Annotated in this window: 25 protein-coding genes, 1 tRNA gene and 1 other RNA gene; 13 read left to right on the top strand and 14 right to left on the bottom strand. The window is 66.6% G+C overall.

The features are described 5' to 3' along the window. Positions 1-73 precede the first annotated feature (73 nt). Entirely contained in the window at positions 74-1,048 is a 975-nt protein-coding gene (locus tag AAIL68_RS06280) for a putative zinc-binding metallopeptidase (RefSeq protein WP_347138755.1), read from the top strand. Here AAIL68_RS06280 and AAIL68_RS06285 read toward each other — a convergent pair. Beyond that, on the bottom strand, positions 1,045-2,853 hold the full coding sequence (locus AAIL68_RS06285; protein WP_347138756.1) for an ATP-binding cassette domain-containing protein: 1,809 nt from the start codon (positions 2,851-2,853) through the stop codon (positions 1,045-1,047). The two genes, AAIL68_RS06280 and AAIL68_RS06285, sit on opposite strands and share 4 nt — an antisense overlap. Before the next feature lie 112 nt (positions 2,854-2,965). On the opposite strand from AAIL68_RS06285, the gene AAIL68_RS06290 reads away from it, so the two are divergent. Next, positions 2,966-3,904, top strand: coding sequence for a nucleoside hydrolase (locus AAIL68_RS06290; RefSeq protein WP_347138757.1), 939 nt, complete (start codon positions 2,966-2,968; stop codon positions 3,902-3,904). A gap of 261 nt (positions 3,905-4,165) precedes the next feature. On the opposite strand, the gene AAIL68_RS06295 is transcribed toward AAIL68_RS06290, so the two are convergent. From AAIL68_RS06295 to pyrH, 8 genes are all read right to left on the bottom strand, one after another. Then, positions 4,166-4,795 (bottom strand): OmpH family outer membrane protein, encoded by a 630-nt coding sequence (locus AAIL68_RS06295; RefSeq protein WP_347138758.1) that lies wholly within the window; start codon positions 4,793-4,795, stop codon positions 4,166-4,168. Further along, positions 4,795-7,095 carry an outer membrane protein assembly factor BamA gene (gene bamA / locus AAIL68_RS06300; protein ID WP_347138759.1) on the bottom strand — a complete coding sequence of 767 codons (2,301 nt, stop codon included), beginning with the start codon at positions 7,093-7,095 and terminating at the stop codon, positions 4,795-4,797. The genes AAIL68_RS06295 and bamA overlap by 1 nt, the downstream gene beginning before the upstream one ends. A 104-nt stretch (positions 7,096-7,199) precedes the next feature. Next, positions 7,200-8,531 carry an RIP metalloprotease RseP gene (gene rseP / locus AAIL68_RS06305; RefSeq protein ID WP_347138761.1) on the bottom strand — a complete coding sequence of 444 codons (1,332 nt, stop codon included), beginning with the start codon at positions 8,529-8,531 and terminating at the stop codon, positions 7,200-7,202. Beyond that, a complete protein-coding gene (gene dxr, locus AAIL68_RS06310; protein ID WP_347138763.1) occupies positions 8,528-9,685 on the bottom strand; it encodes a 1-deoxy-D-xylulose-5-phosphate reductoisomerase in 1,158 nt (385 codons plus the stop codon). The genes rseP and dxr overlap by 4 nt, the downstream gene beginning before the upstream one ends. A 3-nt stretch (positions 9,686-9,688) precedes the next feature. Next, entirely contained in the window at positions 9,689-10,534 is an 846-nt protein-coding gene (locus AAIL68_RS06315; protein ID WP_347138765.1) for a phosphatidate cytidylyltransferase, read from the bottom strand. Then, a complete protein-coding gene (gene uppS / locus AAIL68_RS06320) occupies positions 10,531-11,265 on the bottom strand; it encodes a polyprenyl diphosphate synthase (RefSeq protein WP_347138767.1) in 735 nt (244 codons plus the stop codon). The genes AAIL68_RS06315 and uppS overlap by 4 nt, the downstream gene beginning before the upstream one ends. Before the next feature lie 9 nt (positions 11,266-11,274). Then, complete coding sequence (frr, locus tag AAIL68_RS06325; RefSeq protein ID WP_347138769.1) at positions 11,275-11,838, bottom strand: ribosome recycling factor; 564 nt, start codon at positions 11,836-11,838, stop codon at positions 11,275-11,277. 120 nt (positions 11,839-11,958) lie between these two features. After that, positions 11,959-12,693, bottom strand: coding sequence for a UMP kinase (gene pyrH, locus AAIL68_RS06330; RefSeq protein WP_347138771.1), 735 nt, complete (start codon positions 12,691-12,693; stop codon positions 11,959-11,961). Between the two features lie 102 nt (positions 12,694-12,795). Here pyrH and miaA point away from each other — a divergent pair, with 102 nt between their 5' ends. Continuing rightward, entirely contained in the window at positions 12,796-13,680 is an 885-nt protein-coding gene (miaA, locus tag AAIL68_RS06335; RefSeq protein WP_347138904.1) for a tRNA (adenosine(37)-N6)-dimethylallyltransferase MiaA, read from the top strand. Positions 13,681-13,757: 77 nt separating this feature from the next. After that, a complete protein-coding gene (locus tag AAIL68_RS06340; protein WP_347138773.1) occupies positions 13,758-14,759 on the top strand; it encodes an AraC family transcriptional regulator in 1,002 nt (333 codons plus the stop codon). Here AAIL68_RS06340 and AAIL68_RS06345 read toward each other — a convergent pair. After that, positions 14,747-15,493 (bottom strand): RlmE family RNA methyltransferase, encoded by a 747-nt coding sequence (locus AAIL68_RS06345; RefSeq protein WP_347138774.1) that lies wholly within the window; start codon positions 15,491-15,493, stop codon positions 14,747-14,749. The two genes, AAIL68_RS06340 and AAIL68_RS06345, sit on opposite strands and share 13 nt — an antisense overlap. After that, the gene (locus tag AAIL68_RS06350) at positions 15,494-16,615 is read right to left on the bottom strand and encodes a Ppx/GppA phosphatase family protein (RefSeq protein ID WP_347138776.1); all 1,122 of its coding nucleotides are present in this window, start codon (positions 16,613-16,615) and stop codon (positions 15,494-15,496) included. 135 nt (positions 16,616-16,750) lie between these two features. On the opposite strand from AAIL68_RS06350, the gene AAIL68_RS06355 reads away from it, so the two are divergent. From AAIL68_RS06355 to gndA, 4 genes are all read left to right on the top strand, one after another. Next, the gene (locus AAIL68_RS06355) at positions 16,751-17,428 is read left to right on the top strand and encodes an MOSC domain-containing protein (protein ID WP_347138778.1); all 678 of its coding nucleotides are present in this window, start codon (positions 16,751-16,753) and stop codon (positions 17,426-17,428) included. Further along, positions 17,425-18,261 (top strand): pyridoxal kinase, encoded by an 837-nt coding sequence (gene pdxY / locus AAIL68_RS06360; RefSeq protein WP_347138779.1) that lies wholly within the window; start codon positions 17,425-17,427, stop codon positions 18,259-18,261. The genes AAIL68_RS06355 and pdxY overlap by 4 nt, the downstream gene beginning before the upstream one ends. A 14-nt stretch (positions 18,262-18,275) precedes the next feature. Beyond that, positions 18,276-18,722, top strand: coding sequence for a PaaI family thioesterase (locus AAIL68_RS06365; protein WP_347138781.1), 447 nt, complete (start codon positions 18,276-18,278; stop codon positions 18,720-18,722). A gap of 61 nt (positions 18,723-18,783) precedes the next feature. Beyond that, complete coding sequence (gene gndA, locus AAIL68_RS06370) at positions 18,784-20,184, top strand: NADP-dependent phosphogluconate dehydrogenase (protein ID WP_347138783.1); 1,401 nt, start codon at positions 18,784-18,786, stop codon at positions 20,182-20,184. Between the two features lie 48 nt (positions 20,185-20,232). Here the strand turns inward: gndA and AAIL68_RS06375 are convergent, their stop codons facing one another. Further along, the gene (locus AAIL68_RS06375) at positions 20,233-20,499 is read right to left on the bottom strand and encodes a PepSY domain-containing protein (RefSeq protein ID WP_347138784.1); all 267 of its coding nucleotides are present in this window, start codon (positions 20,497-20,499) and stop codon (positions 20,233-20,235) included. A gap of 74 nt (positions 20,500-20,573) precedes the next feature. Between AAIL68_RS06375 and ssrA the strand changes: the two genes are divergently transcribed. Both ssrA and AAIL68_RS06385 read left to right on the top strand, forming a co-directional pair. Further along, positions 20,574-20,928: a transfer-messenger RNA gene (gene ssrA, locus AAIL68_RS06380) on the top strand. Between the two features lie 144 nt (positions 20,929-21,072). Continuing rightward, a complete protein-coding gene (locus tag AAIL68_RS06385) occupies positions 21,073-21,552 on the top strand; it encodes a ClpXP protease specificity-enhancing factor SspB (RefSeq protein WP_347138786.1) in 480 nt (159 codons plus the stop codon). 28 nt (positions 21,553-21,580) lie between these two features. On the opposite strand, the gene AAIL68_RS06390 is transcribed toward AAIL68_RS06385, so the two are convergent. Both AAIL68_RS06390 and AAIL68_RS06395 read right to left on the bottom strand, forming a co-directional pair. Next, positions 21,581-23,176 (bottom strand): peptide chain release factor 3, encoded by a 1,596-nt coding sequence (locus AAIL68_RS06390; RefSeq protein WP_347138788.1) that lies wholly within the window; start codon positions 23,174-23,176, stop codon positions 21,581-21,583. 79 nt (positions 23,177-23,255) lie between these two features. Continuing rightward, positions 23,256-23,330: transfer RNA gene (locus tag AAIL68_RS06395), tRNA-Thr, on the bottom strand. 131 nt (positions 23,331-23,461) lie between these two features. Between AAIL68_RS06395 and AAIL68_RS06400 the strand changes: the two genes are divergently transcribed. Genes AAIL68_RS06400 through AAIL68_RS06410 form a run of 3 tightly spaced genes read left to right on the top strand, consistent with a single transcriptional unit; the run spans position 23,462 to position 25,393 of the window. Beyond that, on the top strand, positions 23,462-23,626 hold the full coding sequence (locus tag AAIL68_RS06400) for a hypothetical protein (RefSeq protein ID WP_347138790.1): 165 nt from the start codon (positions 23,462-23,464) through the stop codon (positions 23,624-23,626). Further along, the gene (gene murA / locus AAIL68_RS06405) at positions 23,627-24,898 is read left to right on the top strand and encodes a UDP-N-acetylglucosamine 1-carboxyvinyltransferase (RefSeq protein ID WP_347138791.1); all 1,272 of its coding nucleotides are present in this window, start codon (positions 23,627-23,629) and stop codon (positions 24,896-24,898) included. It begins immediately after the preceding gene. A gap of 21 nt (positions 24,899-24,919) precedes the next feature. After that, entirely contained in the window at positions 24,920-25,393 is a 474-nt protein-coding gene (locus AAIL68_RS06410; protein WP_347138905.1) for a DUF2948 family protein, read from the top strand. Positions 25,394-25,446: the final 53 nt, after the last annotated feature.

The following is a 25,446-nucleotide window of genomic DNA, read 5'->3' on the forward strand; positions in this document are numbered from 1 at the left end:
GCGATATTTCCCTGTCCGCCTGGAACCCCTGCGCCGGGCAGGGTTTCCTCATCTCCCCTCAAGGACATCGCCCATGCAAAGTTTCACCTGCCCCGCCTGCAACACCCGCGTGTATTTCGACAACCTGTTCTGCGCCTGCGGCCAGCCCTTGTTCTATGAACCCGAGGCCCGCGCCATGGTGAACAAGGCCGATCCATGCGCCAAGCGAGACAGCATCCAGTGCAACTGGGCGGTGGTGCCGGGCAAGACGCTGTGCCGGTCCTGCGCCATGTCCGACACGGTGCCTGCCCTGAACGTGGGCGACAACCGGCAGCTTCTGGAACGGGCCGAGCGGGCGAAACGCTGGGTGCTGGCGAACCTGTCGAACTGGCAGTGGTTCACCGATGCCGACGCAGGGATGCGGCCGCATTTCCAGATGCTGTCGGAAAATACCGGCACCGGCCGGGCCGAGCAGATCATGATGGGCCATGACGACGGCGAGATCGTCATCAACGTGACCGAGGCCGACGAGCTGATCCGCCTGCAGCGCCAGCATCAACTGGGCGAGCAATACCGATCCATGGTCGGCCATTTCCGGCACGAACTGGCACATTTCCTGTTCGACCGGCTAGCCGCCGCGCCGGGCTTCACCGACGAATTCCGCCCCCTGTTCGGGGACGAGACCGCTGACTACGCCGCCGCCCTGCAAGAGCATTACGACAACCCCAAGGATCCGGGCGAAGACTTCATCACCGCCTATGCCACGTCCCACCCGCACGAGGACTGGGCCGAGACGGTGGCCCATCTGCTGCACATGGTGGATTTCACCGACAGCTTCGTCAGCGCAGGCCTGTCGATGAAGGGAGTGCCCGAGGGTTATCAGCCCTATGCCGACCAGAATGCCGACAACCTGCTGACCATCGCGGCCGCCGTCGCCATCGCCATCAACGACATCAACCGCGCGCTGGACAATTCGGACCTGTATCCCTTCATCCTGACGCCCAGGATCCGGGAAAAGATCATCTTCGCGCATGGCTGGATCAGCAACCATGCCGAACGGGGGGCTTAGGACGCCGCCTTTTCCTCCAGGATCAGCCACTCCTCCTCGGCCTCGGACAGCGCCTGCTGGCGTTCGGCAAGCGCCTCGGTTGCCTTCTGGAACTTGGCGGGGGCGGTCGTGAACAGGTCGGGCTGCGCCAGGAACTCGGACAGCTTGGCGATCTCGGCCTCCAGCCGCTCGATCACGGCAGGGAGCGCGTCGAGGCGATGGCGTTCGGTGAAGGTCAGGCCGGATTTCGCGGCCTTCGGCTTCTCGGGTGCGGCCTCGACCTTCTTCGGCGCGGCTTCCGCAACAACGGGCGCATCCTCGCCCCGCTGCGCACGGTAATCGGACCAGCCGCCCGCATAGACAGTGGCGCGGCCATCGCCTTCCATCGCCACGGTGGTGTCGGCCACCCGGTCGATGAAGTCGCGGTCGTGGCTGACCAGCAGCACGGTGCCGTCGTAATCGCCCAGCAGATCCTGCAGCAGGTCCAGGGTTTCCACGTCCAGGTCGTTCGTGGGTTCGTCCAGCACCAGAAGGTTCGACGGGCGCGCCATCAGCCGCGCCAGCAACAGCCGCGCCTTCTCGCCCCCTGACAGGCTGCGCACCGGCGCGCGGGCCTGCGCATCGTCGAACAGGAAGTCCTTGAGATAGGCCACCACATGCCGCGGCTGGCCGCGCACCATGACCTGATCGGCACGCCCCGAGACGCGCATGTCAGGATCGCCCGTCAGCGATTCCCACAGTGTCTGGTCGGGGTTCAGCGCCGACCGGGTCTGGTCGAAAACCGCCAGTTCCAGGTTGGTGCCCAGCGTGACCGTGCCCGCGTCGGGAACGATCTCTCCGGTCAGCATCTTGATCAGCGTGGTCTTGCCCGCGCCGTTGGGGCCGACAAAGGCCACCCGGTCGCCCCGGTTCACCAGCAGGTCGAAGGGCCGCAGGATGGTGCGGGTGCCGAAGGCCTTGGCAATGCCCTTGGCCTCGATCACCTTCTTGCCAGACTGCGGGCCGCTGTCCAAGGCCATGGCCGCCGTGCCCTGCCGCCGGATCTGGGCGCTGCGTTCGGCGCGCAGCGCGGCAAGCGCGCGAACGCGGCCCTGGTTGCGCTTGCGGCGCGCGCTGATGCCTTCGACGGCCCAGCGGGCCTCGGCCTTGATCTTGCGGTCCAGCTTGTGGCGGGCGTCATCCTCGGCGGCCCAGACGGCCTCACGCCAGTCCTCGAAACCCTCGAAGCCCTTTTCCTGGCGGCGCACCTCTCCCCGGTCGATCCACAGGGTGGCGCGGGTCAGGCGGCGCAGGAAGGCGCGGTCGTGGCTGATGATGACGTAAGCCGCGCGGGTCTGGGACAGGTGATCCTCCAGCCAGCCGATCGCCTCGATGTCCAGGTGGTTGGTCGGTTCGTCCAGCAGCATCAGTTCGGGCGCCTGCGCCAGCAGCCGGGCCAGGGCAGCGCGGCGGCGTTCCCCGCCGGATGCGGTATCAACGGGACGCGCGGGGTCGAACTTCAGCCCCTCGGCGGCCATTTCGACGCGGTAAGCCTCGGACTCCGGCAGGCCGGATGCCGCGAATTCGCCCAGGGTGGCAAAGCCCGACAGGTCGGGATCCTGCTCCATATAGCCGGTGGACACGCCTGCGCTCAGGACGACCTCGCCCCTGTCTGGCTCGACCAGGCCCGCCATGACCTTCATCAGCGTCGATTTGCCCGATCCATTGCGGCCCACAAGGGCCACCCGGTCGCCCGGCTGGATGGTCAGGGACAATCCGTCGAAGACGGGATCGCCGCCAAAGGTCAGGGATATGTCGGTCAGTTGAAGAAGGGGTGCGCGTGCCATGCCCCGCGCCCTATCGCGGGCCGAACGCAGGGTCAATGGAGACACCCGCAGGCAGGGGCTTGCATGACGCGCAAAGGACAATCACAACAGCGCCACGAGGCAGGAGATACCCATGGCGCGCAAGATCATCATCGACACCGATCCCGGTCAGGACGACGCCGTGGCGATCCTGCTGGCGCTTGCCAGTCCCGAACTGCAGGTGCTGGGACTGACGGTGGTCGCCGGGAACGTGCCGCTGCCGCTGACGGAACTGAACGCGCGCAAGATCGTGGAACTGGCCGGGCGCCCTGACATCCCGGTCTTCGCAGGCTGCGACGGGCCCTTGTCGCGCAAGCTGGTCACGGCCGAGAATGTCCACGGCCAATCGGGACTGGACGGGATCGACCTGCCCGAACCCGCCATCGCCCTGCAGCCGCAGCACGCCGTCGATTTCATCATCGACACGCTGCGCCGCGAACCGGAAGGCACGGTGACGCTGGTCCCCGTCGGGCCGCTGACGAACATCGCCCAAGCCTTCCGCCGCGCGCCCGAAATCGTGGCCCGCGTCCAGCAGATCGTCCTGATGGGCGGCGCCTATTTCGAGGTGGGCAACGTCACCCCCGCCGCCGAATTCAACATCTATGTCGATCCCGAAGCCGCGGTCGAGGTCTTTGCCGCAGGCGTGCCGCTGGTCGTGATGCCGCTGGATGCCACGCACCAGGCGCTGACCTCTCGCGGCTGGATCGAGGGGATGCGCGCCCTGCCCGGCCGCTGCGGCCCGGCCATCGCAAGCTGGACCGATTTCTTCGAGCGCTTCGACAAGGAAAAATACGGAAGCGAGGGCGCGCCGTTGCACGACCCCTGCACCATCGCCTGGCTGCTGCGCCCCGACCTGTTCGAGGGCCGCGAGATCAATGTCGAGATCGAGACCGAGGGCCGCTTCACCACGGGCATGACGGTGGCGGACTGGTGGCGCGTATCGGGGCGCCCCGCCAATGCGCTGTTCATCCGCAATCTGGACCGGGAAGGCTTCTTCGACCTGCTGACCGAACGGCTGGCACGGCTTCCCTAGGGCGGATCGGCAAATATGGCCGAACGGGCGGGATCAGGAAACGCATGCGTTTCCCTCGCCCGCGTGTGACGGTGCCATCAGGAACGGTGCCATCCGCAATTCCGAGAGGCCAGCGCCCGACCCGGTGGGCGGGAAGCGCCCGCCGGGTCGGGCGCTGACCAGGCTTTTCGGGCCCGACGGTGCGGATGGATATGTTGGCACGTGGCGAAGGCGATGGCCTTCGCCAGACCGAACACGGCAGGGGTGTAAATGCCGCCCCGGCTAGGGCTTGCTGCCGGGCAAGGGCACGGTCCCCGCGCCGTCGCCCAGTTCCTTGTTCAGCCGCGTGACCAGATCCTGCGTCAGGTCGATGGCGTCCAGGGACACAAAAACCGTGCGCCGGTCCAGAACCGCGACCGCGCCGCGTTCCTGCATCATCTCACCCATCAGGGGCAGCGCGGCGCGATAAAAGGCCACACGATCTGCCTCGGCCCAGGCATTCAGCTCCTGCACGACCTGGGCACGCTGACGCCGAACCTCGGTCGCGCGGATGTCAAAAGCCTCGGCCTGCTTGCGAAACTCGGCCGGATCAAGGGTGCCGCGCTGCTCGGTCAGCTTGGCTTCCTCGGCCGACAACTGGGCGGCAAGGCGCTCGTTTTCGGCCTCAATCTTGCCGCCTTCCTCCTCCAGCACACGCTGCGTCCGCTTGCCCCAGTCGGAGGCCGCAAACAGCGCCTCCTGATCGACGGTCAGGATGGGCGCCCCGGCAAGGGGCTTGGCATCGGCGGGGGTGCGGATCGTGCGCGACGGCAGTTCCGGCGCATCTGCCGTGCCGTCCGGCACACCCTGCGCCGCAGCGCCGCCCGCCATGGCAAGCAGCGCACCGGCAGCAAGCAGCCGCGCGAGCCGCATCAGAACTTCGTCGAGATGGTCAGGTCGAAGTTCTGCTCCTCGTCATAGTCTTCCTTCTTGAGCGCCTTCGAGAAGTTGAACCGCAGCGGGCCGATGGGCGTCGTCCAGAACAGCGACGCCCCGACCGAGGCGCGGATGTTCATTGAATCATCCACGATATTGCCATTGGTGCCGACCGTGTCGTCCAGGCCCCAGATGGACCCGACATCCGCGAACAGACCGCCCGAGATCCCGTATTCCTCGGGCAGGCCGACGGGGAACTGCGCCTCGGTGCGGACCACCCAGAAATAGTTGCCGCCCAGACCATCCTCGTTCTCGGCCGCGAGGTCGCGCGGGCCGATGCCGTTGGGCTCGAACCCGCGGATGCGCGTGCCACCGCGATAGCGGTCCAGGATCCAGGTCGAATAATCGCCATAGGAATGGATTGCCCCTGCCTCGAATTCGGCGCGCAGGGTGACCTCCTCGCGCCAGGCATTGCTTTCCACCCCGGCCAGGGCGCTTGTGGTCACGCTTTTCGTATCACCGCCAAGGCCCGCAAAGTCCTGCGAAAAGCGCAGCTTGTAGCTGGTCAGCGGATCCAGCCCGGTGATGCGCGTGTCCCACAGATAGCTGTAGCCAAGCGCCGAGGTGACGCGCTGCCCTTCCTCGCGTTGCAGGATTTCCGAACTGTCATCCTCGACCCCGCCCAGCGTTTCCTTGGACAGGCGATAGCGCAGTTCCAGCCGCCCGTTCTGGGAAATCGGAAACTCGATCGACGGACGCACCCCCACCGAACGGGTGTTGTAGTCCGAGTTCAGCGCCTCGGTGACGTTGTAATAGGTGTTGAAGCCGAAGCGCAGGTCGCGGCCCAGGAAATAGGGTTCGATGAAGGTCAGCGACGACGACTGGTCGCCATCCGCAGTCGAAATCGACACCCCCACCGTCTGCCCCCGGCCCAGGAAGTTGTTTTCCTGCAAGGACGCGTTCAGCCCCACACCGGATGCCACGCCATAGGACGCCCCGAAGGACAGCGAGCCGGTCGGCTGTTCTTCCACGTTCACATCGACGATCACCTGTTCGTCGCTGCTGCCGGGGCGGCTTTCGACCTGGGCGTCGCTGAAATAGCCAAGCGCGCGGATACGCTCGGCCGCGTTGCGGATTTCGCGCGGGCTGAAGGGATCGCCCTCGACCGTGTTGAACTGGCGGCGGATCACCTGGTCCAGCGTGGTCGTGTTGCCCTCGATGTCGATGCGTTCCACGAAGACGCGCGGGCCACGGGTGATGGCAAAGGTCAGGTCCAGCGTCTGGTTCTGCGGATTGCGCGTCACGCGGGGTTCGATGTTGACGAAGTTCAGCCCCTGCTGGATCGCCACCGTTTCCATCCGCCGGATGGTGTTGTCGATGGCGGCGGGGTTGTAGATATCGCCCCGGCCAACCCGGTTCTGCGCGGCGAATGCCGCCGCATCGACGCCCGGAATTTCCGAGACGGTGTTGACCTGCGCAAAGCGATAGCGCGGCCCTTCCTGGATGTTGAAGGTGATGTAGAAGGCATCGCGTTCGCGCGCCAGTTCCGGCGCCACGGCCTGCACCCGGAAATCGGCATATCCGCGCGAGCGATAGAAGTCGGTCAGCAGCTGTTCGTCCAGTTGCAGCCGTTCGGGGGCAAAGGTGTCCCGGCGGATGAAGGTGCGCAGGATGCCCGCCTGCTTGGTATCCAGCACGTTGCGCAGGCGGCGGTCGCTGAAGGCGCGGTTGCCGGTAAAGCCGATGCGCTCGATTTCCGTCACATTGCCTTCGCGGACCTCGAAAACCAGATCGACACGGTTGTCGCTGCGGCGGATGATGCGCGGATCGACGCGGGCGGCCAGGCGGCCCTGCGCGGCATAGGCCTGGGCGATGTTGTTCGCGTCCTGCAGGGCCTGGCTGGGCTGATAGACCCGGCGCGACTTGCTTTGCACGACCTCGGCCAGTTGCTCGTCCTTGATGCGGCGGTTGCCCTCGAAGCTGATCTGGTTGATCGTCGGATATTCGCTGACCCGGATCACCAGCACGCCGCCTTGCGGAACGATCTCGACCGTCTCGAACAGGCCGGAGTTCTGCAGGCGCTGCAGCGCGTCGTTCAATTCGCCCGCCGACACGTCCTGGCCGCGCGCGATATTGGCATAGGACAGCACGGTCGCCGGTTCGACCCGCTGCGAACCCTCGATCCGCACGTCGTTGAAGACATAGGCTGCCGCAGCACCAGGGATCAGCGCCGCCGGGGCCGAGATCGTCAAGGCGGTCATCAGCGCGACCGCGCCCTTGCCCAGTTTCCGTGTCATTGCTGCCCCTCTTGTCGTCAGCCGGCCTTGGCGCTGCTTTCGGCGCCTTCTTTTGCGTCAAGCTTGTGCATCAATCCGCCTGCCCTGTCAAAAGCGCATCGCGGTCAGGGACAGAAAAGATCGTTGGTGAGCCCGAAAATCATCAGCGACAGCACCGCCGCCATGCCGATCGCCGTCAGCAGGTTCAAGGCCCTGTCCGAGGGCGGGCGGCCCGTCACGGCCTCCCAAGCATAGAACATCAGGTGCCCTCCATCCAGAACCGGGATCGGCAGCAGGTTCAGGAAGCCGATGGCCGCCGACAGGACCGCGATCCACCACAGGAAGCTGCCGCCCCCCGCGCTTGCCGCCTGCCCCGTGCTTTCGGCGATGCTGATCGCGCCGCCCAGGTTGCAGGTGCCGATCTGGCCCGAGATCATGGCCCACATCCCCTCCAGCGACGAGGTGATGATCCCCCAGGTCTGCACCACGCCCAGCCACAGCGATTCCAGCGGCCCTGCCTGCCGGGTCGCAGGCGCGAAGAAGCTTTCGCCCCCCGTGACGCCGATCAGCCAGCGGCGTTCATAGCCGCCACCCTCGGCCGGCAGATCCTGCATCTTTGGGACCAGCGTGTAATCCGCGACGTCTTTGCCGTGACGCCAGACCTGCAGGGCCAGCGGCTTGCCCTGTGCGGCCTCGACCGCTCCCCGCATCTGAGTGAAGCGACTGACAGGTTGGCCTTCGATGGCCGTCACCACATCGCCCGCGCGCAGGCCCGCCTCGGCCGCGGCGCTGCGCGGGGCCACACCGCTGATGCGGGCGGGCATGGGGTCGGGGCCGCGCACGGTGATCTCGGTCCCGTCGCGCTGCACCGTCCAGTCCTGGTGATCGGCAACCGGCAGGGTTTCCGCGATCCGGCCGATGTCGCGCCAGGTCTGAACCGGCTGGCCGCCCACTGCCAGGATCCGGTCGCCCGGCTGCAAGTCGTTGACGATGCCCGGCGGGGCCTCCGCGATGGTGCCGACCTGCGGCTCCTCGGTCGGCAGGCCCTGGAACAGCGCAAAGCCGCCGAAGACCAGGATCGACAGCACGAAGTTGAAGACCGGCCCCGCCAGCAGCGTGGCAAAGCGCGCCCAAAGCGGCGCCCCCGCCAGCGTTTGCCGCCGCAGCGCCGGATCGACCGGGCGGCCGGTGCCCGCGCTGGCGGCATTCGCATCGCCCAGGAAACGCACATAGCCGCCCAGCGGGATCGCCGCCACCTGCCACAGCGTGCCCCGGCGGTCGCGGCGCGACAGCAGGCGGGGGCCGAAACCCACGGAAAAGACCTCGGCCCGGATGCCCGACAGCCTGCCGATATAGTAATGGCCGAACTCATGCACCGTGACGATCGCCGCCAGCGCCACGAAGAAGGCCGCCAGCGTCCACAGCGTGCCGCCGAATTGCGGGATCAGGTCGGTCATGCGGCGGCTTCCTTGCGTGCTTCGCGGTCCCAATGCAGGACCGTCTCCAGGTCAGCCGGATCATCGCCGAAGCCCGCGCGCGCCGACAGGGCCTGCAAGGTCATTTCCACGCGAGGCGCCATCTGCGTGAACCCGATCCGGCCCGCGATGAAGTCATCCAGAGCCTGTTCCTTGGCCGCGTTGAAGACGGCACCCGCCATGCCGCCCGCAGCCATCACCTCTCGCGCAAGGCGCAGGGCGGGCCAGCGGACCTCATCCGGCGCGCGGAAGGTCAGGCTGCCAAGCGCGGCCAGATCCAGCGGCGCGACCGGCAGCGGGACGCGGTTGGGCCAGTTTAGCGCGAAGCCTATGGCATGGCGCATGTCGGGCGCGCCAAGATGGGCGATGGTGCCGCCATCGACATGGCTGACCATGGCGTGAATGATCGATTCCGGGTGGACCAGAACGGTGATCTGATCGGGGCGGAGACCGAAAAATTCCTTCGCCTCAATCACCTCCATGGCCTTGTTGAACATCGACGCGCTGTCGATGGTGATCCGCTGGCCCATGGCCCAGTTGGGATGGGTCGAGGCCTCGGCCACCGTCGCCGCCGCCAGCCGCTCCAGTGGCCAGTCGCGAAAGGCGCCGCCGGATGCGGTAATGGTCACATGCTTGACGGATTCGAGGATATCCTGTCCAAGCGCCTGAAAAATGGCTGAATGTTCGGAATCAACCGGCAGGATGGTCGCCCCACTGGCCTTGGCGGCCTTGCGCAGCAGCGGCCCGGCGCAGACCAGCGATTCCTTGTTCGCAAGTGCCAGAACGCCCCCTTGCGCCAAGGCGGTCAGCCCCGGAACCAGGCCCGCAGCGCCCACGATGGCGGACAGAACCCAGTCGGCGGGCCGCTGCGCGGCATCGACCAAGGCCTGCGGTCCTGCCGTGGCCTCGACCCCGCTGCCGGCCAAGGCATCGCGCAACTCGCCCAGCAGTTCGGGATGCGCGGTCACGGCGACCTCGGCCCGCAACTCGCGCGCCATCTGCGCCAGCCGCGCGATGTTGCGCCCTCCGGTCAGCGCGACCGTATGATAGGCCGCAGGTCCGCCCGCGCGGCGGATCAGGTCAACGCCATTCGCCCCGACCGAGCCGGTGGCGCCAAAGATCGAGATGCGCCGCATGGGTCAGGTCACCGTCGGAAGATAGTCCAGAAGCTCGATCAGCATCGTCGCAAGCACCGCGCCGGTGACCGCGTCGAACCGATCCATGAAGCCGCCATGGCCGGGGATCAGGTTGGAACTGTCCTTGACCCCTGCCCGGCGCTTCAGCCAGCTTTCCGCGATGTCGCCCATCTGTCCCGCAAGGCAGACCAGGGGCGATATCCAGATCAGCAGCCCGTCGCCATGCCCGGTCGCATAAAGCACCGCGCCTAGCAGGGCCGCGCAGATCCATCCGGCGACCGTTCCCGACCAGGTCTTCTTGGGGCTGAGCGACGGCCAGAACTTCGGCCCCCCGATTATCCGGCCGAAGAAATAGCCCGCCGTGTCCGACAGGATCACGATCCCCATCAGCCACAGCACGAAGGACAGCCCGAACTGTTCGCGGAAGCCGACCAGGCCATAGGCGACCAGCAGGATCGCCAGTCCGAAGATCGCATAGGTCCAGCGGTCGCGCGTGGCGGCGCCGGGGATGCCCGCGACCAGCGGAAACAGCAGCGCCAGGATCGCCGCCGGATGGTCGAACATCTGCGCCACGACCTGCGACATGAAGGCAATGACCGCCAGCGCAAAGGGCCGCCAGGCGCCGAAGATGCCGGGATGCAGCCGGGGATTCTTCCAGCCGGTCATCGCCGCCAGTTCCCAGAAGGTGATGGCCGAGATCAGCGCCATCGCCAGCCGCAGCCAGACGCCCGTCGCCACCGCCAGCATGATGCCGATGCCCAGCAGCACCAGCGTCGAGGCGACGCGGCGCGACAGGTCGGCCCATTTGCCCGGAGGAGGCTTCACCGCGTTGACGCGCCCGGCGCTCATACGCCCCCGAAGCGGCGGTCGCGCAGGCCAAAGCGGTCCAGGATCTGCGCAAGGTGGTCAGGCGTGAAATCGGGCCACAGGGTCGGCGTGAATTCGTATTCCGCGTAAGCAGCCTGCCAGGGCAGGAAGTTCGAGGTCCGCGTCTCGCCCGAGGTGCGGATCACCAGATCCGGGTCGGGATGGCCCGCAGTGTCCAGGCAGGCAGCCAGATCGGCCTCGGTCGGCGTCTCCACCTCGCCCCGCGCGATCTTCTGCGCCAGACGGGTTGATGCGCGGGTCAATTCGTCCCGCCCGCCGTAATTGATCGCGACCGTCAGGTTCAGGTGGCTGTTGCCCGCCGTCCGCGCCTCGATCGAGGACATCAGCGCCTGCAGCTTGTCGTCCAGCCGTTCGCGCCCGCCGATGAAGCGCAGCCGCACGCCCTCGGCAGCCATACCCTCGGCCTCGTACTGGATATAGCGGCGAAAGATCTTCATCAGACCAAGGACTTCCTCGGTCGTGCGCTTCCAGTTCTCGGTCGAGAAGGCATAGACGGTCAGCCAGTTCACGCCCAGGTCGGGACAGGCACGGACGATCTGCTTGACCCGCTCGGCCCCGCGGCGGTGGCCCACCAGCCGGGGCCAGCCGCGTTCGGTGGCCCAGCGGCCATTGCCGTCCATGATGATGGCGACGTGACGAGGCCGCTGATCGACCCCGCCCGATGTCAGCAGCGGTGCGGTTTCAGCGGCCATCACTATCCCTCAGACCTGCATGATTTCGGCTTGCTTGCCTTCCAACGCCTGATCGACGCTGGCGATCATCTTGTCGGTCAGCTCTTGCACGGCGGTTTCCCAGAACTTCTGGTCATCCTCGGGCATGCCGTTCGACTTGCCCTTCTTGATCTGGTCCATGCCGTCGCGGCGCACGTTGCGGATCGCGACGCGGGCGCTTTCGGCATATTGCGCGGCGACCTTGGTCAGTTCGCGGCGGCGTTCCTCGTTCAGTTCGGGGATCGGCAGCATGATGATGGTGCCGTTCAGCTGCGGATTGATCCCCAGGCCGGATTCGCGCAGCGCCTTTTCCACCTTGCCGACCATCGACTTGTCCCAGACGTTGATCGTGACCATGCGCGGTTCCGGCACGTTCACCGTGCCAAGCTGGTTGATGGGCGTCATCTGGCCATAAGCCTCGACCTGCACCGGTTCGATCATCGAGGCCGAGGCGCGACCCGTGCGCAGGCTGGAGAACTCATGGCGCAGACTTTCCATCGCGCCCTTCATCCGCCGTTCCAGGTCGTCGATGTCGATTTCGATGTCCTCTGCCATGGGGAAACTGCCTCTGTCCTTGAATTTTGTCTGCTTGTAGCGGGATTTCCAGATCTTGGCAAAGCCTTTGCCCCGCGAATCGGCAGCCGTCCGCTGCCAATGCGGGGTTGCCGGACGGCCCTAGTTATGCACCCGCGTATAGGTGCCCTTGCCTTCCAGGATCGTGCGGAACCCGCCCGGTTCGTCCAGCGAGAAGACGATGATTGGCAGGCGGTTGTCGCGGGCAAGCGCGATGGCCGACGCGTCCATCACGCCCAGATGCTTCTGCAGCACCTCGTCATAGCTGACCTCGCCGTAACGCTTGGCATCGTCGTGCTTTTTCGGATCCTTGTCATAGACCCCATCGACCTTGGTGCCCTTGAAGATCGCCTCGCAATTCATCTCGTTCGCGCGCAGCGTGGCGGCGGTGTCGGTGGTGAAATACGGGTTGCCGGTGCCTGCCGCGAAGATGACGATCCGCTTCTTTTCCAGGTGCCGGATGGCGCGGCGGCGGATATAGGGCTCGCAGACCTCGTCCATGCGGATGGCGCTGATCACGCGGCAATGCAGGCCCTTGGCCTCCAGAGCGGATTGCATGGCCAGCGCGTTCATCACGGTGGCGAGCATCCCCATGTAGTCCGCCGTCGTCCGCTCCATTCCCTGGGCGCTGCCTTGCAGGCCGCGGAAGATGTTGCCGCCGCCGATGACCATGCAGACCTCGACCCCCATTTTCTGGACCGATTCGACCTCGTCGGCGATGCGCGCGACGGTGGGGGGGTGCAGGCCATAGCCTTGGTCGCCCATCAGCGCCTCGCCCGAGATCTTCAGCATCACCCTGCCGTATTGCGCGGGCGCCGCGCCCCCAAGAACGTTCATGTCGATTCCTTCGTGTCAGCGCCGGTCGCTTTCATCGCAGCGCAAAATGTCGCAAAAGGCGGCCGTGATCAACTGCCCGAAAGCCGCCCTGCCGTGATCGACATGCACCAGATCGACCCTGGGCGCCACCTGCTGATCGCGGGGCCCACCGCCAGCGGCAAGTCGGCGCTGGCGTTACGCGTGGCGCGCGATCAGGGCGGGCTGATCGTCAATGCGGATGCGCTGCAGATCTGGTCCTGCTGGCGGGTGCTGACGGCGCGTCCCTCGCCGCAGGATGAGGCAGAGGCACCCCACGCGCTTTACGGCCATGTCGCACCGGGCGTCACCTATTCCGTCGGCGACTGGCTGCGCGACGTGGCAGGGCTGCTGGACCGGCGGCTGATCATCGTGGGCGGGACCGGGCTTTACCTGACCGCGCTGACGCAGGGGCTGGCCTATGTGCCGCCTGTGCCCCCTGCCATCCGGGCCGAAGGGGATGCCCGGCTTGCATCCGACGGCGGGCTGGCGCGCATGGTGGCCGATCTTGACCCCGCCACCCGCGCCCGCATCGACCTGCAGAACCCCGCCCGCGTCCAGCGCGCGTGGGAGGTGCTGACCGCCACCGGACGCGGGCTGGCAGACTGGCAGGCCGACACCCCGCCGCCGCTGATCGGCCCGGATGACGCGCAGCGCATCCTGGTGACGGCGGACCGCGACTGGCTGGCCGACCGCATCGCACGGCGCTTTCATGCGATGATGCGGCAGGGCGCGCTGGAGGAAGCCCGCGCGATTCTGCCCTCCTGGGATCCCGCGCAGCAATGGGCGCGCGCCATCGGTGCGCCCGAACTGATCGCCCATCTTCGCGGTAAGATGGATCTGCCCACCGCGACGGAACGCGCGATCATCGCCACCCGGCAATATGCCAAGGCGCAGCGCATCTGGTTCCGGGGTCGGATGAAGGACTGGCAGGCCGTGATGTCCGACCCGGGAAACACAGCAGGCAACTGATCCTGCCTGAACGGCGTTGTGTCAGAAACGCCCCTCGGCGATAATTCGCTTATTGTCCTTCATGTCAGGCGAATCTCATGTCCGTGTTCGAGCATTCGCAGTGGAAAACCGGCTTTCCGTTCTCGGCCAGCAGGATCCGGTCCGGCCGCCCGTTGCAGGTCAGCGGCGTCAACGCGCCAGTGATTCCCGAAGCACCTGAACGGTTGCCCGATGTCCTGTCGGCCACGCCGCCCATCGACAGTCCCGTGCCTGCCGCCATGCAGCCTGCCTTGCGCGAAGGCCATCCCATCGGCCGGCAGCACGGGATGCGGATCCTGCCGATGGAGGCCTTTGTCTGGGGCAGCCGGACGCAGCCGCCGCAGCCGCGCACCCGCCCGGATCACGTGCTGATCTGGGTCACGGAAGGGCGTGCGCAGTTCGACCTTCCCCGTGATCGCTTCTGCCTGCGGGCGGGCGACCTGCGCCATATCCCGGCAGGCACGGCCTTTGCCGCCTTGCCCGCAAAGGGAGCGCGGGGCCATGTCGTCCTGATTTCGACCCGTCTTGGGACGCAGGCGGATCCGCCCTTGCCCGATCGCATCATGGCCGCCCATGTCGGCAGCCACGCCGCGCAACTGGACGCCACGCTGCGCGCCATCGCGGTCGAAACCCCGGACAGCGACCCCGCGATGTTGGCCTGCCTGTTGAACCTGCTGTCATTGCGCCTGCGTCAGCTTGCGCCAAGCAAGCCCCATGGCGCGTGGGAATCCAACCTGCCTGATCTTCCCCTGATCGACCGTTTCCAGGCATTGGCCCGCCAGCGGCTTGGCGAATGCCCTTTGGTTGCGGAACTGGCCGCCGAACTGGGCAGCAGTACGCTGCTGCTGGATCAGGCCTGCCTTGCGGCGCATGGCAAGCGCGCGGTGGAACTGGTCCACGATCTTCGGCTGGAATGCGCGGCCCGGATGCTGCGCGAAACTACGCAGCCGGTGCAGCGCATTGCGGCTGACCTGGGCTATTCAAGCCACGCCCATTTCACACGCGCCTTCGTCTCCGCAACCGGACGCAGGCCCGAGGTGTTTCGCGCTCAGTCCTGCTGATCGGCAGGCTGCCTGCCGCGAAAGCCGGTGGCGACGACGAATTTCTCGGACGAATCGCTGCGGCTGGCGGGCGGCTTGACATTGGCGACCTTGTCGAAGTTGCGCTTCAGCATCGCCTGCATCTCGGTTTCCGCCCCGCCCGCCAAGACCTTGGCGACGAAAGTTCCACCGGGTTCGAGGATGTCGAAGGCCAGCGCCGCCGCAGCCTCCACCAGGGCAACGATGCGCAGGTGGTCGGTGCCCTTGTGCCCCGAGGATGCGGCGGCCATGTCGGACATCACGACATCGGCAGGACCGCCCAGCCATTCCTTGACCTTTTCGTCCGCGCCCTCGGACAGGAAATCAAGCTGGTGGATTTCGGCCCCGGCAATCGGATCGACCTCTTGCAGATCGACGCCCAAGACCTTGCCGATGGCCTTGCCGCCCTTCTCGCCAAGCGCGTTCACACGGACCACGGCGACCTGGCACCAGCCGCCGGGCGCGCAACCCAGATCGACCACCCGCGCGCCGGGCACCAAGAAGCGATACTTGTCGTCCAGTTCCAGGATCTTGTAGGCCGCGCGGCCGCGATAGCCTTCGCGCTTGGCGCGGGCCACATAGGGGTCGTTCAACTGCCGTTCCAGCCACAGCTTGCTGGACAGCTTGCGGCCCTTGGCGGTCTTGACCCGCACGCGCAGGTCGCGCTGCCCCCGCCCACTGGATTTGCCCTCGCGGCTTCCCGGCGCCTTTGTCATTCATGCCACTCCGTTCAGTCCTTCCGAGGCCAGCACCCCATCGCGCACCATCTGGGCATAAAGCAACCCCTCTCGCAGCCCGCGATCCGCAACCGACAGCTTGCTGGTGGGCCAGATCCGCATCAGCGTCTGCAGGATCGCGGCGCCCGACATGATCAGCGCGTGGCGTTCGCGCCCAATGCGCGGGTCGGCGCGGCGACCGTCGGGACCAAGCTGCAAGTATGAATGGATCACCCGGTCGATCTGGGTGCTGGTCATCTCCAGCCCGTCCACCTTGGTCCGGTCATAGCGGCGCAGGCCCAGGAAGCTGGCCGCAACCGTCGTGACCGTGCCCGAGGTGCCGATGATCTGGAACCCCTCGTCCGGCGAGCCCTGGGCATAGGGGGTGAAGCCCGCCAGCATTTCCTCGAAATACCAGCTCATCAACGCAAAGCGGCCCTGGTCGTCCTCGACATCCGCGAACTGGTCGCGCAGCGTCGCCACCCCCAGCGGCACGCTGATCCAGTCCACCACCCGCGCATCCCCCGGCTGCGGATTACCGAAGCCGTCCGACAGCCGCATGATCGCGCGCGGGCGTTCCTTGGGCTCAACATCCTCAAGGTCGATCCAGACCAGCTCGGTCGATCCGCCGCCGATGTCCACGACCATCAGCGTTTCGGTCTTGTGGCTGACCAGCGGCGCGCAGGAAATCACCGCCAGGCGGGCCTCCTCCTCGGCGCTGATGGTCTCGATCTGCAACCCCGTCTCGCGCCGGATCGTGCGCAGCAGGTCGCGCCCGTTGCGCGCGCGCCGGCACGCCTCGGTCGCGACCAGGCGCATGTTGCGCACGCGGTGCTGCTCCAGCTTGCGCCGGCAGACCTGCAATGCGTGGACCGTGCGCGCCATCGAACTGCGGGACAGCCGTCCCGAAGCTTCCAGCCCCTGCCCAAGCTGAACGGGCTTGGAGAAGCTGTCGATGACCTGGAACTGACTGCCCTTCGGTCGGGCAATCAGCATCCGGCACGAGTTTGTGCCAAGGTCGAGGGCAGCATAAAGCGCCCCCTCCTCGGGGTTTCGGGTGCCAGACGGCTCTACCGCAGGTTTCGGGAACGCGTCCGCACCCGCAGGACGCTTGGGCGCCATGACAACACGCCCTCCGATATCAAGTTGAACAAAACGTAACCTGCGCCCCCCGGCCATTCAAGGGGCGGCAAATCGGCGATTGTCGAACAGGTGCCAGTCGGTTGATAACGGTGCCAAGTTTAGCGCCAGGATGCCATGCCGACCACCTTTCTGACCGGACCCGTCGCGCCCCTTGCCGGGACCACTGCGAACAGCGCCATTGCCAAGTCGCCTGTCGCTGGCCCCTTGTGGCTTGGGTCTGAGGGATTGCAGGGCGACGCGCAGGCCGACCGCCGCGTCCATGGTGGCCCGGAGAAGGCGGTCCATCACTATCCGCTTGATCATTACGCGGACTGGCGCGCCGACTTGGGCGACCTGGCCCTGCTGGACGCGCCGGGGGCGTTCGGAGAGAATGTTTCGACAAGCGGCATGACCGAGGAGACGGTCGCCGTGGGCGACATCTTCCGGCTGGGCGGTGCCTTGATCCAGGTGTCGCAAGGCCGCCAGCCCTGCTGGAAGCTGAACCACCGCTTTGGCATCCCCGACATGGCGCGGCGCGTGCAGGACACGGGCCGGACGGGCTGGTATTACCGTGTGCTGCAACCCGGCCTTATCTCGCCTGGAGACGAGCTTGACCTGATCGACCGGCTGGCCCCCGACTGGACGCTGCGGCGGCTGTGGCGGGCCATGTATGTGGACCGCCTGAACCGCGCCGAACTGGAGGCCATCGCCGCCCTTGACGTGCTGGCGGAAGGCTGGCGGCGCTATGCCACCCGCCGCCTGGAGAGCGGCCGAATCGAGGATTGGCGCCCGAGGCTGGAGGGCAAGGCATGAAGCCCCCCTTGGTGATCTCCATCCAGAGCCAGGTCGTCCACGGCCATGTCGGCAACTCCGCCGCCGTCTTTCCCATGCAGGCGGCGGGTCTGGAGGTCGCGGCCATCCCCACGGTGATCTTTTCCAACACGCCGGATTACCCGACCCTGCGCGGCGCGCCCGTGCCGCCGGATCTGTTCGCCGACCTGCTGCTGGGGGCCGACGAACGCGGCCTGCCGCAGCGCGCCGCTTGGCTGATGACCGGCTATATCGGCTCGATCGAGGTCGGGCACATGGCGGCCGAGTTCGTGGCGCGCTGCAAGGCGGCCAATCCGGGCCTGCGATACATGTGCGATCCGGTGATGGGCGATCACGGGCCGGGCCTTTACGTGCCCGCCGAACTGGCGGACATCATGCGCGACCGGCTGCTGCCGCTGGCCGATCTAGCGACGCCGAATTCCTTTGAACTCGGGCACCTGACGGGCCGCGCGATCACCGGCATGGCCGACCTGCAAGCCGCCGCCGCCGACCTGCGCATGGCGCCGGGCGCCACCCTGGTCGCCACCGGCTGCGTGCTGGAAGACAGCCCCGCCGATCATCTGGAAAGCGTCATCCTCGGGCCCGATGGCGCCACGCGCCACCCGATCCGCCGCCTGCCCATGGCCCTACCCGGCACCGGCGATCTGTTCGCGGGCTTGATTGTGGCGTCCCTGGGCAAGGGGCGCAGCCTGTCTGACGCGGTCGGGATGGCGCAGAACCTGACCTCGACAGCGCTGGCCCATGCCGACCGGATCGGCGCGAACGAGGTGGTCCTGTCCGAGCCCGGCTTCCGCGCCGCCCTGCTGACCCTGTGACACCGGAGGAGAAGATGGAGATTGGCAGCGACCTGCCCGATGCCACCGTGGCCCGCATCCGCGACAGTTTCGCCCGGCAAGGCCTGATGAGCCTGCTGGGCGCCGAACTGGCGGATGTGAAGGCCGGGCTGGTCACGATCCGCCTGCCCTTTCGGCCCGAACTGACGCAGCAGCACGGCTATTTCCACGCGGGCGGGACGGCGTCGATCGCGGATTCGGCGGGCGGCTATGCGGGATTCACGCTGTTTCCCGACGACAGCTCGGTCCTGACGGTGGAATTCAAGCTGAACCTCATCAATCCGGCGCAGGGCGACTGGCTGGAGGCCCAGGGCCGCGTCGTCAAGCCGGGCCGCACGCTGACCATCTGCCAGCTGGATGTCTGGGGCATCGCCCCCGGCAAGCGCGTCCATGTCGCGACCGGGTTGCAGACGCTGATCTGCGTGCAGGGCAAGCCCGCCTGACATCGTGACAACCTGCGCCTGTTAGCGTAAACGGCCGCGAAACATGCGGAAGGATTGCATCATGTCACAGGCTCGGATCGGGCTGATCGGATTGGGGACGATGGGCGCGGCACTGGCGCTGAACATCGCCGAGAAGGGGTTTCCGATTGCGGTCTGGAACCGCACGACCGCCGTGACGCGGGCCTTCGCGGCCGGTGCCGGTGATCTGGCCGAAAGAATCGTCCCGACCGAGACGCTGGCCGATCTGGTCGCGGCCATCGCCCCGCCGCGCGCGATCATCCTGATGGTGCCTGCGGGCCAGCCGGTCGATGACCAGCTTGCCGCCTTGGCGCCGCTGCTGGATGCCGACGACCTGGTGATCGACGCGGGCAACGCCGATTTCCACGACACCAACCGCCGCAACGCTGTCGGCCTGCCTTTCCGATTCCTGGGCATGGGCGTGTCGGGCGGAGAGGAAGGCGCGCGCCACGGCCCCGCCATCATGGGCGGGGGCGACGCGGCCGACTGGGCGCGCGTGGCCGATGTGATGACCGCCATCGCCGCGCGGGCCGAGGACGGCACCCCCTGCGCCGCCCGCATGGGCGATGCGGGCGCCGGGCATTTCGTGAAGATGGTCCATAACGGCATCGAATATGCCGACATGCAGATGATCGCCGAGGTCTATGGCCTCTTGCGCGACGGCATGGGCATGGAGGCCGCCGCGATCTCGGACATCTTCGCGCATTGGAACCGGGGCGCGCTGAAATCCTATCTGATCGAGATTTCGGGCATCGTGACCGCCGCTGCCGATCCGCATAGCGGCAGGCCGATGGTGGACGTGATCCTGGACCGCGCGGGACAAAAGGGCACCGGCCGCTGGACCGCCATCGAGGCGCAGCACCTGTCGGCCCCGATCCCGGTGATCGAGGCCGCCGTGATGGCGCGCAACGTGTCCGCCCGGCTGGACGAACGGCTGGCGGGTCAGGCGCTGTTCGGCGCGGCGCCGCAGCCCTGCGTCATTGATCCGCAGGTGCTGGAACAGGCGCTGATCGCGGGCAAGATCCTCTGCTATGCGCAGGGCTTCGCGATGATCCAGGCCGCCTCCGACCGATTCGGCTGGACGCTGGACCTGCCCGAGATCGCGCGCGTCTGGCGTGCGGGCTGCATCATCCGATCCGCCATGCTGAACGACATGGCAGCCGCCCTGGCCGCCGATCCGATTCGCAACCTGATCATGGCGCCCTTCTTCGCCGGGCTGATCGAAACCGCCATGCCGGCGCTGCGTCAGGTCGTGTCGCAGGGCGCGGCTGCGGGCCATGCGCTGCCTGCCCTGGCATCCGGCCTGATGTGGTTCGACCTGATGCGCACGGGACGCGGCACCGCGAACCTGATCCAGGCGCAACGCGATTTCTTCGGCGCGCACGGGTTCCAGCGGATCGACGGTCTTGACGATCCGCACGGGCCCTGGGGCATTTCCGCCTGACGGAAAAAGGCAGGCGCTCGGGTCGCCTGCCCCTTTTTCGGCGAACGGTTAACGCTGGCGAATCTCGCCCGACGCCGGATCCACGCGTATCTCGACCTCGCGGTTATCAGTGGTCTGGTACTCGACCTCCCAATAGCCGTCGTCGTCCCATGACACGTCCGAGATATAGGACAGGTCGCCGCCCAGGCCGGTCTCCAGCTTGGACACCACATGCGACAACGGCAACGACCCGGCCGGAGGCGTCTGCTGCGCGGCCAGGACCGTGGGCGCGGCGATCAACGCCGCCAGCGCGACTGCGGGAACAGTGGCTTTCATCGGAAAACTCCTTTCACGTGGTGACGCAATCAACCGCTTGGCCGCCCAGGGGTTCCTTCGCGGGATTGCGGTCAGCCCTTGCAGGACCAGCGGGCCGCGCCTATATTCGACCTGTCCGGGGCAACCTGGACTATGGACATAAACGCGCATGGAATAAGCGGATCGGACCCGGGGGCGGTACCCGGCGACTCCACCAGATCACCCTCGTTGGGGGGCCTTGGGGTCGAAACAGGATCGACGAACGTCTAAAGATGTTTGCTTTGTCTCGGTGAGCTACCACCGTTATCGGTGCAAAATGTACAGTTGCCAACGACAACCGTGCTCCGGTCGCTCTGGCTGCGTAAGCAGCTCGGGTAACCGAAAACTAAGCCCTTGCGCCTAGCAGCGTAAGGCGGGGCCCGCAGGAGCCTGGCAACAGAATCCTGCATTTCCAACCATTTGCCCGATATGTCTGCCCAGGCGCCTTCATGCCGCTGATCCGGGCATCGCAGGTTTCTTGCCCAAGCGTAAGCCGCCCCCCTTTTCAATACCCGTCATATGCCTATGCTGGCCGGGAATTCGAAGGGGACTGGCATGGCGCGAACCGGAATCGACTATGGCGGAATGATGCACCGCGCGCTGCAGGGGCTGATCGCCGACGTGCTGGAACGCGTCGCCGAACACGGCCTGCCGGGGGATCACCACTTCTTCATCACCTTCGACACGCGCGACGAAGGGGTCGAGATGGCCGACTGGTTGCGCGAACGCTACCCCGAGGAAATGACCATCGTCATCCAGCACTGGTTCGACAACCTGACCGTGGACGACGAAGGCTTCACCGTCACCCTGAACTTCGGCAACTCGCCCGAGCCGCTGCGCATCCCCTTTGACGCGCTGCGCACCTTCGTCGATCCATCCGTCGAATTCGGCCTGCGCTTCGAGACGCAAGAGGCCGAGGAGGACGATGAGGACGAAGAAGGCGAAGGCACCGACGGCGAGGATGGCGACGACAGCCCCGACGGCGCCCCCAACGGCGGCGGCGAGGTCGTGCAGCTGGATCGCTGGCGGAAATAGCGAAAGGGGCGCCTGAAGCGCCCCGAGATCAGACCATCATTTCCTTGGTCGCCGACAGCTTCAGGTCGGGATGGTCGCGCTGCACGCGGTCGATGTCCCATTGCAGCCGCGTCAGATAGACCAGATCGCCGTCATGGTCCTGCGCCAGATGGCCCTTGTTGGCATTGGCAAAGGCCTCGACCTTGTCCTTGGGGCCGGTCACCCAGCGGGCACTGGTGAACTGCGAGCCCTCGAAGCGGACGGGGATACCGTATTCGATCTCGATCCGGCTGGCCAGGACTTCGAACTGCAACGCGCCCACGACGCCGACGATGAAGCCCGACCCGATCATCGGCTTGAAGACCTTGGCCGCGCCTTCCTCGGCGAATTGCATCAGCGCCTTTTCCAGGTGCTTGGCCTTCATCGGATCGGTCGCGCGCACCGATTGCAGCAGTTCCGGCGCGAATGACGGGATGCCGGTAAAGCGCAGCGCCTCGCCCTCGGTCAGGGCATCGCCGATGCGCAGCTGGCCGTGGTTCGGGATGCCGATGATGTCGCCCGCCCAAGCCTCCTCGGCCAGTTCCCGGTCGGCGGCGAGGAACAGCACCGGGTTCGACACCGCCATTGGCTTCTTCGACCGGACATGCAGCAACTTCATGCCACGTTCAAAATGCCCCGAGGCGAGGCGCACGAAGGCCACCCGGTCGCGGTGCTTCGGATCCATGTTGGCCTGCACCTTGAAGACAAAGCCGGTAACGGCCTTCTCCTCGGGCGCGATCTCGCGGCCGGCGCTGTTCTGGGGCTGCGGCTGGGGACCGAATTCGCCGATGCCGATCATCAGCTCCTTCACGCCGAAGCTGTTGATGGCGCTGCCGAACCAGATCGGTGTCATGTGCCCTTCCAGGAAGGACTTGCGATCGAAGGCGGGCAGCAGCTCTCGCGCCATCTCGACCTCTTCGCGCAGTTTCTCCAGCAGGTCGGCGGGGACATGCTCGGCCAGCTTGGGGTCGTCCAGGCCGGAAATCTTGATCGATTCGGCCACCCGGTTGCGGTCGGCCCGGTCCATCAGTTCCAGCCGGTCGTGCAGCAGGTCATAGCAGCCCAGAAAGTCGCGGCCCGATCCGATGGGCCAGCTTGCGGGGGCCACGTCGATTGCCAGGTTTTCCTGAATCTCGTCGATGATCTCGAAGGTGTCGCGGCTTTCGCGGTCCATCTTGTTGCAGAAGGTCAGGATCGGCAGGTCGCGCATCCGGCAGACCTCGAACAGCTTGCGGGTCTGGGATTCGACGCCCTTCGCCCCGTCGATCACCATGATCGCCGCGTCTACTGCGGTCAGGGTGCGATAGGTGTCTTCGGAAAAATCGCTGTGGCCCGGCGTATCGACCAGGTTGAAGCGATAGGTGTCGAAGTCGAAGGACATGGCCGAGGCCGAGACGGAAATCCCCCGGTCCTGTTCCATCTTCATGAAGTCCGATCGTGTGCGCCGCGCCTCGCCCTTGGCGCGCACCTGCCCCGCCATCTGGATCGCCCCGCCGAACAGCAGGAACTTTTCGGTCAGGGTGGTCTTGCCGGCGTCCGGGTGCGCAATGATCGCGAAGGTGCGGCGGCGGGCGATTTCGGGCGGAAGCTGGGGGCGGTTTGTCATGGGCGGCCTGTAGCCTGCGAAACGGAAATGCGCAATCGCCAAGGATTTTGGCGGCAGGCTTTGCAGGCTGTTCTGATGATGGTGCTGCGAGAGAGGATTGAACTCTCGACCTCACCCTTACCAAGGGTGTGCTCTACCACTGAGCTACCGCAGCGCTGTGAGGGGCGTTTAGACAAAGCGGATGGCTGACGCAAGGGGGATCGGCAGAAAAATCCGCAGCGTCCCGATCCCGCGTCGGTGCGGGCTTTGCTGGACTGCGGGAGCAACCGGCGCTAACAGGTGCGGATGAACGAGCGCCCGGACGACAAGAAAAAGCAGGAAACGCGCGAGGATCGGCTGCGGGCCGCCCTGCGCGCCAATCTGCAGCGCCGCAAGGCGCAGGCGCGCGCGCGTGCCGCGCAGGACGACACCGGGCAGCAGGACAGCGATACAGGCAAGGACGACGCTTAGATGGACCAGATCATCGTTCGCGGGAACGGCCCGCTTTCGGGGGAAATCCCCATTGCGGGGGCCAAGAACGCCTGCCTGACCTTGATGCCCGCGACGCTGCTGACGGACCAGCCGCTGACGCTGACCAACGCGCCGCGCCTGTCGGACATCCGCACCATGACCGCGCTGCTGCAAAGCCTGGGGGCAGAGGTTGCCAGCCTGCAGGAGGGCCAGGTGCTGGCGCTGTCCAGCCACGCGCTGACCAGCCACCGCGCGGATTACGACATCGTGCGCAAGATGCGCGCCTCGATCCTGGTGCTGGGGCCGATGCTGGCGCGCGACGGCCGGGCCGAGGTCTCGCTGCCCGGCGGCTGCGCCATCGGCGCGCGTCCGGTGGACCTGCACCTGAAGGCCTTGGAGGCGATGGGCGCGGAACTGGACCTGCGCGACGGCTATGTCCATGCCAAGGCGCCTTCGGGCGGGCTGCGCGGGGCGGTGGTCGATTTCCCGCTGGTGTCCGTTGGCGCGACCGAGAATGCGCTGATGGCCGCGACCTTGGCCAAGGGCACGACGGTCCTGAAGAACGCCGCCCGCGAGCCCGAGATCGTCGATCTCGCCCGCTGCCTGCGCGCCATGGGGGCGCAGATCGAGGGCGAGGGAACCAGCACCATCACCATCCAGGGCGTGGATGCGCTGCACGGCGCGACCCACCCCGTCGTCACCGACCGCATCGAGCTTGGCACCTATATGCTGGCGCCCGCGATCTGCGGGGGCGAGGTCGAATGCCTGGGCGGCCGGATCGAGCTTTTGTCGGCCTTCTGCGAGAAGCTGGACGAGGCCGGGATCAGCGTCGTGGAAACCGCGCGCGGGCTGAAGGTCAGCCGCAAGAATGGCGGCATCCGCGCCGTCAACGTCACGACCGAGCCCTTCCCCGGCTTTCCCACCGACCTGCAGGCGCAGTTCATGGCACTGATGTGCGTGGCCGAAGGCACCAGCGTGCTGGAGGAGACCATCTTCGAGAACCGCTTCATGCACGCCCCCGAACTGACCCGCATGGGCGCCCGGATCGAGGTTCACGGCGGCCATGCAACGGTGACGGGGGTTGACGGGTTGCGCGGGGCGCCGGTGATGGCGACCGACCTGCGCGCATCCGTCAGCCTGATCCTGGCAGGCCTTGCGGCCGAGGGCCAGACGACCGTCAGCCGGGTTTATCATCTGGACCGGGGCTATGAACATGTCGTGCGCAAGCTGCGCGGCGTGGGCGCCCATATCGAACGCGTGAAAGAGGAGTAGGCCATGTCCCCCGAATCTCGGATTGCTGACGCCCGTTTCGCCGATGCCGATCCTGCGCCGCTGGCGCTGATGGCCGAGGACGAACAGGATCTGCGCATCCTGTCCGCGCTGCTGCAGGACGCGATCCTGCCCGCGTCCGAGATGTCCTATGACCCGCGCGGGCGGACGCTGGCCCTGCTGGTCAACCGCTTCCGCTGGGAGGATGCCGATCAGGCCGCCGCCGAGGGGCGCGATTACGAACGCGTCCGGTCCGTCCTGCTGATCCGGGATGTCCAGCGCGTGCTGTCCGACGGCATCAGCCGCGACGGCGATACGGTCCTGGAACTGCTGGCGATGGTCTGGCAGCCCGGCGCGGACGGCACCGGCCGGCTGCTTCTGGAATTCGCGGGCGACGGGACGCTGGCAGCCGAGGTCGAGTGCATCAACATCGACCTGCGCGACGTGACGCGGCCCTATCGCGCGGTGTCGGGCAAGGCGCCTGCGCATCCCGAATAAGGCCACAAAGCCACCCGCAGCGGCGCTTGAGGCGGGTCGGGGTTGCAGCTAAC

It is taken from the genome of Paracoccus sp. SSK6 (assembly GCF_039770665.1).
In the GTDB taxonomy this organism is placed as follows: domain Bacteria; phylum Pseudomonadota; class Alphaproteobacteria; order Rhodobacterales; family Rhodobacteraceae; genus Paracoccus.

Coding starts and splice junctions, on each gene's coding strand:
- AAIL68_RS06315 (WP_347138765.1), bottom strand. CDS start 10,534: ATGAGCGCCGGGCGCGTCAACGCGGTGAAGCCTCCTCCGGGCAAATGG.
- AAIL68_RS06375 (WP_347138784.1), bottom strand. CDS start 20,499: ATGAAAGCCACTGTTCCCGCAGTCGCGCTGGCGGCGTTGATCGCCGCG.
- AAIL68_RS06280 (WP_347138755.1), top strand. CDS start 74: ATGCAAAGTTTCACCTGCCCCGCCTGCAACACCCGCGTGTATTTCGAC.
- murA (WP_347138791.1), top strand. CDS start 23,627: ATGGACCAGATCATCGTTCGCGGGAACGGCCCGCTTTCGGGGGAAATC.
- pyrH (WP_347138771.1), bottom strand. CDS start 12,693: ATGAACGTTCTTGGGGGCGCGGCGCCCGCGCAATACGGCAGGGTGATG.
- AAIL68_RS06285 (WP_347138756.1), bottom strand. CDS start 2,853: ATGGCACGCGCACCCCTTCTTCAACTGACCGACATATCCCTGACCTTT.
- rseP (WP_347138761.1), bottom strand. CDS start 8,531: ATGACCGACCTGATCCCGCAATTCGGCGGCACGCTGTGGACGCTGGCG.
- AAIL68_RS06355 (WP_347138778.1), top strand. CDS start 16,751: ATGCCGACCACCTTTCTGACCGGACCCGTCGCGCCCCTTGCCGGGACC.
- gndA (WP_347138783.1), top strand. CDS start 18,784: ATGTCACAGGCTCGGATCGGGCTGATCGGATTGGGGACGATGGGCGCG.
- AAIL68_RS06340 (WP_347138773.1), top strand. CDS start 13,758: ATGTCCGTGTTCGAGCATTCGCAGTGGAAAACCGGCTTTCCGTTCTCG.
- AAIL68_RS06295 (WP_347138758.1), bottom strand. CDS start 4,795: ATGCGGCTCGCGCGGCTGCTTGCTGCCGGTGCGCTGCTTGCCATGGCG.
- AAIL68_RS06290 (WP_347138757.1), top strand. CDS start 2,966: ATGGCGCGCAAGATCATCATCGACACCGATCCCGGTCAGGACGACGCC.
- AAIL68_RS06390 (WP_347138788.1), bottom strand. CDS start 23,176: ATGACAAACCGCCCCCAGCTTCCGCCCGAAATCGCCCGCCGCCGCACC.
- pdxY (WP_347138779.1), top strand. CDS start 17,425: ATGAAGCCCCCCTTGGTGATCTCCATCCAGAGCCAGGTCGTCCACGGC.
- AAIL68_RS06345 (WP_347138774.1), bottom strand. CDS start 15,493: ATGACAAAGGCGCCGGGAAGCCGCGAGGGCAAATCCAGTGGGCGGGGG.
- dxr (WP_347138763.1), bottom strand. CDS start 9,685: ATGCGGCGCATCTCGATCTTTGGCGCCACCGGCTCGGTCGGGGCGAAT.
- AAIL68_RS06385 (WP_347138786.1), top strand. CDS start 21,073: ATGGCGCGAACCGGAATCGACTATGGCGGAATGATGCACCGCGCGCTG.
- AAIL68_RS06365 (WP_347138781.1), top strand. CDS start 18,276: ATGGAGATTGGCAGCGACCTGCCCGATGCCACCGTGGCCCGCATCCGC.
- AAIL68_RS06400 (WP_347138790.1), top strand. CDS start 23,462: ATGAACGAGCGCCCGGACGACAAGAAAAAGCAGGAAACGCGCGAGGAT.
- uppS (WP_347138767.1), bottom strand. CDS start 11,265: ATGGCCGCTGAAACCGCACCGCTGCTGACATCGGGCGGGGTCGATCAG.
- AAIL68_RS06350 (WP_347138776.1), bottom strand. CDS start 16,615: ATGGCGCCCAAGCGTCCTGCGGGTGCGGACGCGTTCCCGAAACCTGCG.
- miaA (WP_347138904.1), top strand. CDS start 12,796: ATGCACCAGATCGACCCTGGGCGCCACCTGCTGATCGCGGGGCCCACC.
- frr (WP_347138769.1), bottom strand. CDS start 11,838: ATGGCAGAGGACATCGAAATCGACATCGACGACCTGGAACGGCGGATG.
- bamA (WP_347138759.1), bottom strand. CDS start 7,095: ATGACACGGAAACTGGGCAAGGGCGCGGTCGCGCTGATGACCGCCTTG.